The organism is Microcystis sp. LEGE 08355 (assembly GCF_015207185.1).
GTDB classification, from domain to species: Bacteria; Cyanobacteriota; Cyanobacteriia; order Cyanobacteriales; family Microcystaceae; genus Microcystis; species Microcystis panniformis.
The window spans coordinates 1-7951 of record NZ_JADEXI010000179.1; the positions used below are offsets into that span (position 1 = coordinate 1).

2 protein-coding genes and 1 pseudogene are annotated in these 7951 nt (G+C 42.6%); 1 reads left to right on the forward strand and 2 read right to left on the reverse strand.

What is annotated here, in order from left to right; all coding sequences use genetic code 11:
• Positions 1-163 (reverse strand): annotated as a pseudogene (locus tag IQ242_RS11035) (flagellar assembly protein H); the annotation flags it as partial.
• A 638-nt stretch (positions 164-801) separates the two neighbouring features.
• On the opposite strand from IQ242_RS11035, the gene tumA reads away from it, so the two are divergent.
• Positions 802-1032, forward strand: a complete 231-nt coding sequence (tumA, locus tag IQ242_RS27100) for an antitoxin TumA (RefSeq protein WP_193960005.1) — start codon at positions 802-804, stop codon at positions 1030-1032.
• Positions 1033-1206: 174 nt separating this feature from the next.
• On the opposite strand, the gene IQ242_RS11045 is transcribed toward tumA, so the two are convergent.
• On the reverse strand, positions 1207-7461 hold the full coding sequence (locus IQ242_RS11045) for a Calx-beta domain-containing protein (protein WP_193960006.1): 6255 nt from the start codon (positions 7459-7461) through the stop codon (positions 1207-1209).
• Positions 7462-7951 lie beyond the last annotated feature (490 nt).

A 7951-nucleotide genomic window follows, 5' to 3' on the forward strand; every position in this document is an offset into this window, starting at 1 on the left:
TTTCTCCTTCCGTGACATCGGTAAATACTTCTTTGTCTAAAAAAGTAATCGAGTCCCTATCTAAATAATCCATTACTTGAGGAAAAAATAACTCGATAAATTCGACAAAAAAGGTGGAGATTAACTCCTTAAATAAGCGGTCATGGTCAATATTATTAGTCATGTAATATCATCTTAACTAATCTGAGCGATGAATGACTACTCTTCTCTATTATATTCTGAAAAGTCGGTTTTGGCAACGGATTGTTAAGTAGGTAGGCGTTAAAAATTATCAGATGCCCCCCGCCTATCGGCACCCCCCTTATCAAGGGGGGCAGGGGGGATCGAACCTAAAATCCATTTCTAATTTAATTATAACCAGCTACTTATCGTAGGGTGTGAAGCGCGATAGCGTAACGCAGCAATTTAATAATAGAGGTGGTGCGTTACGGCGGCTTGTTAATTTTGGTTTTTTGACCGAATTGATGGCCGCAAATACGCACCCTACACCTAAATTAGGTGTGTCAGTCCACTACGATTTATGTTTTTGTTTGAGCGCAATCGTTTATAATCAAAATATCATTATTTTGGGTTTGCTGAATAAGTACGGGCGAAGCATTCGGATAGAAAATCTACCTTTTCACCGATAGGTTATTGTCCGAATGCTTCGCCCCTACAGGACGCGGGCCGATGAAGACGCAAGGTTTTGAACGACGATTCTCTCAAAATCTTGCACCTGTGGGAGCGAGAAAAGCCCCAAAACCTTTACTTTGCCTACATTTCAAATTTATTCAGCAAACCCTATTTTGGGGTAAAAGAAAAATGCGTAAACAGACCATTCAATATACATCATCTTTAGATGCTTTGATTGCTGTTGCCAAGCGACTTAGCGTTTATGAGAACCAACATAAAATGGATTCCGAAGATTTTTATAACCAATACAATCAGGGAACATTATCAGATGATCTAATATTTATAGAATGGGCAAACGATTATCGTCATTACCTTGCTTTGCGTCAAGAATTAGAACAAATATTAAATCATGCTGCTTAAACTTTTATCTGATTACCTCAATCAAGTAGAGCAAGCAATTGTGCAGCCAGTAGGGTGTGTTAGCGATAGCGTAACACACCGATTTAATAATAGAGGTGGTGCGTTACGGCGGCTTGTTAATTTTGGTTTTTTGACGGAATTGATAGCCGCCTAACGCACCCTACGCCTACTTAATTAAACAAAGAAATTACTCACTGGAATGTTCCCTAAAGCAGGTAAAGTACCAGTAAATCCGGTGATATTTATTAATAAATCATTGCTGGATTGGAAGCCAGCCGTGCTATCATTAATAACGAGGTAAGTTCCGGCTATTGCACCGGTTGTTACCTGCACTAAGGCGGCACTATTAACCCCTAATCCTTGATTACCTGTAGTGGCTCCATTGGCATCAGTAAATACCTGATTGATTAAATTGTCTAAAGTGGTGACAGTGCTATTAGCAGCACGACTGAAACTACTAGGCGCACTCATGGGAAGTCCACCTTGAGTTAATAAGTCGATTTTATCACTATTGATGGCAAAATCTGTAATACGATCGCTTGTTGATATGGTGGATTGACCAAATTGGAAGATAAAAGTATCTGCACCTGGACCACCAGTTAGAATATCAGCACCATTAGCACCATTGATTTGATTATTGCCACTATTTCCGGTGATGATATTATTAGCATTGTTACCCGTACCGTTAATATTATTAGTGCCAATTAGTTTGAGGTTTTCGATACCGTTAGGTAAAGTACGAGTGAGAATGCTTTGCCAAGTATCAGTAATGATAACTCCTGCTGTTTCTTCATCAGGATTAATGATAGCATTAGTCGCATTTGACAGGGTTACTGCAAAGACTTCATCCGGTTCATTAAGGTCATCATTGAGAATGGGAATGGTAATAGTAGCAGTAGAAGCATTAGCGGGAATGATGAGAGTTCCTGTCTGGCTAGTGTAATCTACATTAGGGGTAGCATCAATGGGTGCAGTAGCATAATTAACACTAATTTGTTGTGGATTGGGATTATTTACAGTGACGGTGAGAACTGCATTACTATTTTTACCTTCGACAACAGTAATGATGTCGTTGATGGAGAGTTGGGAAAAGTCGTCATTGGTAATTGTCCCCGTCACTGCGGTAGTTGTCCCTACTGTATAACCAGTCCCGGTCGCAAGAGTTAAGGCGACCGTTTCATCACTTTCAACAGTAGTATCAGCAGTGGGGTCAACTGTTACAGTCGCCGTCGTAGCATTAGCCGCGAAAGTGACAGTATTGTTAGTCCCTGTACGAGTGTAGTCGGTATTGAGAGTAGCAGTCCCTCCGAGGGTGTAATTGACAGTCAAGGCGTTAGTTGTTACACCAGTACGGGTGAAAGTATAAACCAGATTATTTGTCCCGTCTTCGGTAACACTTCCAGGAGAGACCGCAAGAGTAACATTGGTATCATCATTATTAATCGTCCCCGTCACTGCGGTTGGTGTACCTATTGTATAACCAGTCCCGGTCGCGAGAGTTAAGACGACCGTTTCATCACTTTCAACAGTTGTGTCAGCAGTTGGGTCAACTGTTACAGTCGCCTTCGTAGCATTAGCTGCGAAAGTCACTGTCCCAGTTGTACTGGTGAAACTTGCTGCACCGGTTTGGGTGTAATCTGTGTTAAAAGTAGCTGTCCCCCCAACTGTATAGTTAGCGGTTAAGGCGCTAGTTGTTACACCAGTACGGGTGAAGGTATAAATCAGATTTGTTGTCCCGTTTTCGGTGACGCTTGCGGGAGAAACTGCTAGGGTGACACTGGTATCGTCATTGGTAATTGTTCCCGTGGCTGCGTTAGGAGTACCTATTGTATAACCTGTCCCGGAAGCGAGGGTTAAAGCGACGGTTTCATTGTTTTCTACTGTAGTATCAGCAGTGGGGTCAACGATTACGGTAGCAGTAGTAGCATTAGCTGCGAAGGTGACAGTATTGTTAGTCCCGCTGCGAGTGTAGTCGGTATTAAGAGTAGCTGTCCCTCCGAGGGTGTAATTGACTGTTAAAGCGTTACTGGTTACTCCGCTACGGGTGAAGGTATAAACCAGATTACTTGTCCCATCTTCGGTAACACTTGCAGGAGAAACAGCAAGGGTGACACTGGTATCATCATTGGTAATCGTACCCGTAACTGCGGTGGTGGTCCCAACTGTATAACCTGTACCTGAAGTGAGAGTTAAAGCGACGGTTTCATCGCTTTCAACAGTAGTATCAGCAGTGGGGTTAATTGTTACAGTCGCAGTCGCTAAATTAGCCGCAAAGGTTACACCTGTGGGAATCGAAGCGTAATCAGTTCCATTAGTTGCTGTCCCACCAATACTATAGTTAACTGTCAAAAGATTTGTTGTTACTCCACTACGGGTAAAGGTGTAAATGAGATTTTGGGTCCCGTCTTCAGTAACACTACTAGGAGAAACCGCAAGAGTAATACTAGGAAGTATGACATCATCATTGGTAATCGTCCCTTGACCTTGATTATCGGCTAAGGTGACGTTACGACCATTGGTTTGTAAATTACTAAGATTGACGAAGAAAGTCTCGTTACTTTCAACTTTAGTATCGCCATTAACAGCTACAGTAATCGTCTTAGAAGTCTCACCAGCATTGAAGGTTAAGGGAGTAGTAGCAATCGCTATATAATCATTATCTGCTGTGGTAGCGGTTCCATCGGCTGTGGCGTAATTGAGGGTAATTGCTGTATCGACGGGATTAGAAAGGGTGACAGTAAATACTGCATTAGTAGTTCCGCTATTTCCTTCTGTTACTGTGACATCACTAATCGCAATCGATGCGCTGTCATCATTATTAATCGTTCCCGTCGCTGTGGTCGCTGCGTCTAATGTATAACCAGTCCCCGAAATGAGGGTTAAAATAACGGTTTCATCCGCTTCAACAATTGTGTCAGCAGTGGGGTCGATTGTTACAGTCGCAGTCGATGAACCAGCAGCGAAAGTAACTGTCCCTGTTGTACTTGTAAAATTTGCTGCACCACTTTGAGTGTAATCTGTGTTAAAAGTAGCTGTCCCCCCGACTGTATAGTTAACAGTTAAAGGGTTAGTTGTATTTCCATTGCGAATGAAGGCATAAACTAAATTAGTCGTTCCGTCTTCGGCAACACTACTAGGAGAAACAGCAAGAGTAACACTTGTTACTGGAGTGGTAAACTCACTAACATCAAGAATCTTCAAGCCACCATCCCCATCAGCTAAATAAGCGTAGTTACCCACTACTTGTACATCAGATACCCACCCGTCAGTATCATAATTGCCCTTGAGAGTGGGGTTAGCGGGATTGCTGATGTCGATAATTTCCAGTCCTAAATACCCAACAGCTACATAGGCGTATTTGTCCACCACTTGTACACTCTCAGCCGAGTAAGAAGTCTTATAATTACCCTTGAGAGTGGGGTTGCTGGGGTTGCTGATGTCGATGATTTGCAGTCCAGAACCCCTATCAGCTACATAAGCGTAATTACCTACTATCTGTACGTCATCAGCTATTCCAGGAGTATCATAATTGCCCTTGAGAGTGGGGGCTGTGGGGTTGCTGATGTCGATAATTTGCAGTCCTAAATCTAAAGCAGCTACATAAGCGTATTTATTTACCACTTGTACACCCAAAGCATAACCAGAATACAAATCTCCTGTTCTATAGTTAGCCTTATGAATAGGGTTTGTCGGGTTGCTGATGTCGATGATGTGCAGCCCTGAAACATTGCAAGCTACATAAGCGAGGTTCCCTACTACTTCTACATCATTTGGCACATCTTGATAAAAAGTAATTGCGCTCTTGAAGGTAGGATTTGCCGGGTTGCTGATGTCGGTAATTTGCAGTGTTGCAGGATCACCAGAAACAACATAAGCGTAGTTCCCAACTACTTGTACATCCGAAGCAATACGAATAGAAGTATAATTGCCTTTAAGGATGGGGTTTGTCGGGTTACTGATGTCAATGATTTTCAGTATTGAATACCAACCACCAGTCCAATTAGCTACATAAGCGTAGTTTCCAACTATGTGTAAATCCGTAGCATGGCGAGTATCATAATTGCTCACTAAGGTAGCGCCTACATCAGTAATATTGACGGTGAGTGGTTTCTCATAAGACAAACCGCCTTGGTCTGTAGTTTTAACCCGAATACTGTAACTATTCTTGGTTTCGTAGTCGAAAGTAGCGTTAGTTTTCAGTTGGTTTGCACTGATACTAAAAAGACTGTTATCAGTATCTCCTGTCCCAGAAACCAAGCTATAGGTAAAGGTATTACCAGTGTCGGGGTCGGTAGTAGTAAAGTCACCAATGAGGGTGTTAATGGGTTGATTTTCGGCTACTGTGTTGTTAGATAGGGTTAGATCCGTGGGAGATTGATTGGGGTTATCGTCATTATTAATAGTCCCCTGTCCCTGATTATCAGCTAGGGTGACGTTACTGCCATTGGCTTGTAAATTGCTGAGATTGAGCAAAAATGTCTCATTGAGTTCAACTTGGTTATCGCCATTGACTGCAACAGTAATCGTTTTAGAAGTTTCTCCCGGATTGAAGGTTAAGGTGGTGGTAGGAATAGCGGTGTAATCGGTTCCGGCGGTGGCTGTACCGTTAGCGGTGGCATAATTGACGGTAACAACGGTACTGGCAGCACTAGATAGGCTAACGGTAAAGACTGCGTTAGTAGTGCCGCTATTGCCTTCGGTAACGGTTAGGTCATTGATGGAGAGGGTGATAGAATTAGTTAGCAGATTACCATTTGCATCAAAACCTGCGATAAAAACATCACCCCCCCCCAAATTACTATTACCTGGTAAACTGCCTATAGTAAAACCAGTGATATAGACATTGCCTGTGTTGTAGCTCATTCCATCAGCCCAGTCATAATCAGATGTACCAAACTGCTTAACCCAGAGTTGATTGCCACTCCCATCATACTTCGCTATGAATGTATCACTACTCCCCAAATTACTATTACCAGGCAAACTGCCTATAGTAGAACCAGAGACATAAACGTTACCACTATTGTCTGTACTGATTCCAGTACCGTAGTCATCACCAGATGTACCAAACTGCTTAATCCAGAGTTGATTGCCACTCACATCATACTTCGCTACAAATCCATCACGACTCCCGAAATTACTATTACCAGGAAAACGGCCCTGAGTATACCCGGTGACATAAACATTACCACTATTGTCTGTGCTGATATCATAAAGAGTGTCAACATCAGATGTACCAAACTGCTTAATCCAGATCTGACTACCACTTGCGTTGTATTTCGCTATGAAAGCATCCTCACCTCCCAAATTACTATTACTAGGCAAACTGCCCTGAGTAGTACCAGAGAGATAAATATTATCAGTATTGTCTATAGTGATATTGGAAGCATTCTCACTCAGCGATGTACCAAACTGCTTAATCCAGATCTGACTACCACTTGCGTTGTATTTCGCTATGAAAGCATCACCACCTCCCAAATTACTATTGCCGGGAAAACTACCAAGATAAGTAGAACCAGTGACATAGACATTACCAATGCTGTCCGTGCTGATTCCAAAACCATATTCATCTTTAGATGTACCAAACTGCTTAACCCAGGTCTGACTACCACTTGCGTTGTATTTCGCTATGAAAGCATCAGCACCTCCCAAATTGCCATTGCCGGGAAAGCTACCAAGATAAGTATAACCAGTGACATAGACATTTCCAATACTGTCTGTGCTGATTCCAACACCATCTTCATCTAATATATTAGATGAACCAAACGTCTTAAACCAGAGTTGATTGCCACTTTTATCATACTTTGCGACAATAACATCACGACTCACAGAACTGGCACTAGTATAACCAGAGATATAGATATTGCCACTACTGTCTGTAGTGATGTCCGTGGCTTGGTCTCCCATAAATGAACCAAACTGTATGTAACCCGTTGTACCAAAAGCCATCTCGATCGCCACTTGCTGGCCATCAACGGTTATAATTGAGTGGTCATCCTCTTGTTTAATAGCATTCAACTGGGCATCAGTTAAATTCACCCCCCGCACCAGCGCCGAAAATAACTGCCCCTCATCCCCCGGCGTATCGCTGCTGTTGATTTGCGCGTCGATAAAATGCCCAATTTCTTCTAATAACACCGCGCTGAGGGTGGTAGCGTCCCCCGAATCAATCAGCGCTTGAGAAATATAAATCCTATTGGTACTGCTGGAATATGCGCCGAAAATCCCTGAATTGCCAAGGTTTTTAACTGTAATAGGGGGAAGTTGACTAAAATCTCGACTTTGCCACTGCTGTCGTAATTGCGTCGCTTTAACCACATCATAACTTGTGCCAAAAGCAGTTTCTAAATTTGCCCAAAAACCATCAGATTGAGCGAAATCGAACAAAATATCGTAAACAGCAGGAAGAAGCGGCAACAGGGTAGAAGTCATGACATTAAACGCAAAAGACGACTGCGGCTATTTTATACCATTTTTCTTTATTCGTGTCCCTCATCCCCTTGCCCCTCTCCCTTTCTGAGATAGGGATTGGGGGTGAGGGCAATTAACCATCTCTGCCATTACTTTAGAAAAATGGTATTATGCAAAAAATCGCCAATCTTTCAAGGGTTCTATGACAAAAATTAACATTCACACAAGAAAACGGGTTTCTCAAAGAAACCCGTTTTCTAAATAGTTTCTCAAAGAAACCCGTTTTCTAAGTAGGTGGGTGGAATTAAATATAAAATGAACGTAGAACGTAGGTTGGGCTTCGGCCGTGAGCTTTTGCCGAACGGTTGAAGCATGAAACCCAACGCCCGCATGGGTTACGCTACCGCTAACCCATCCTACAAATAATTGTGCCTACCTACTTAAATACAAGAAAACGGGTTTCTAAATAGGGCTTGCTGAAAAAGTTTTTCGGTGGTGGCAGGGTGTGGGG

What these genes read in the sequence shown, in the direction of transcription:
- tumA (WP_193960005.1), top strand. Translation starts at nt 802, where the DNA reads ATGCGTAAACAGACCATTCAATATACATCATCTTTAGATGCTTTGATT.
- IQ242_RS11045 (WP_193960006.1), bottom strand. Translation starts at nt 7,461, where the DNA reads ATGACTTCTACCCTGTTGCCGCTTCTTCCTGCTGTTTACGATATTTTG.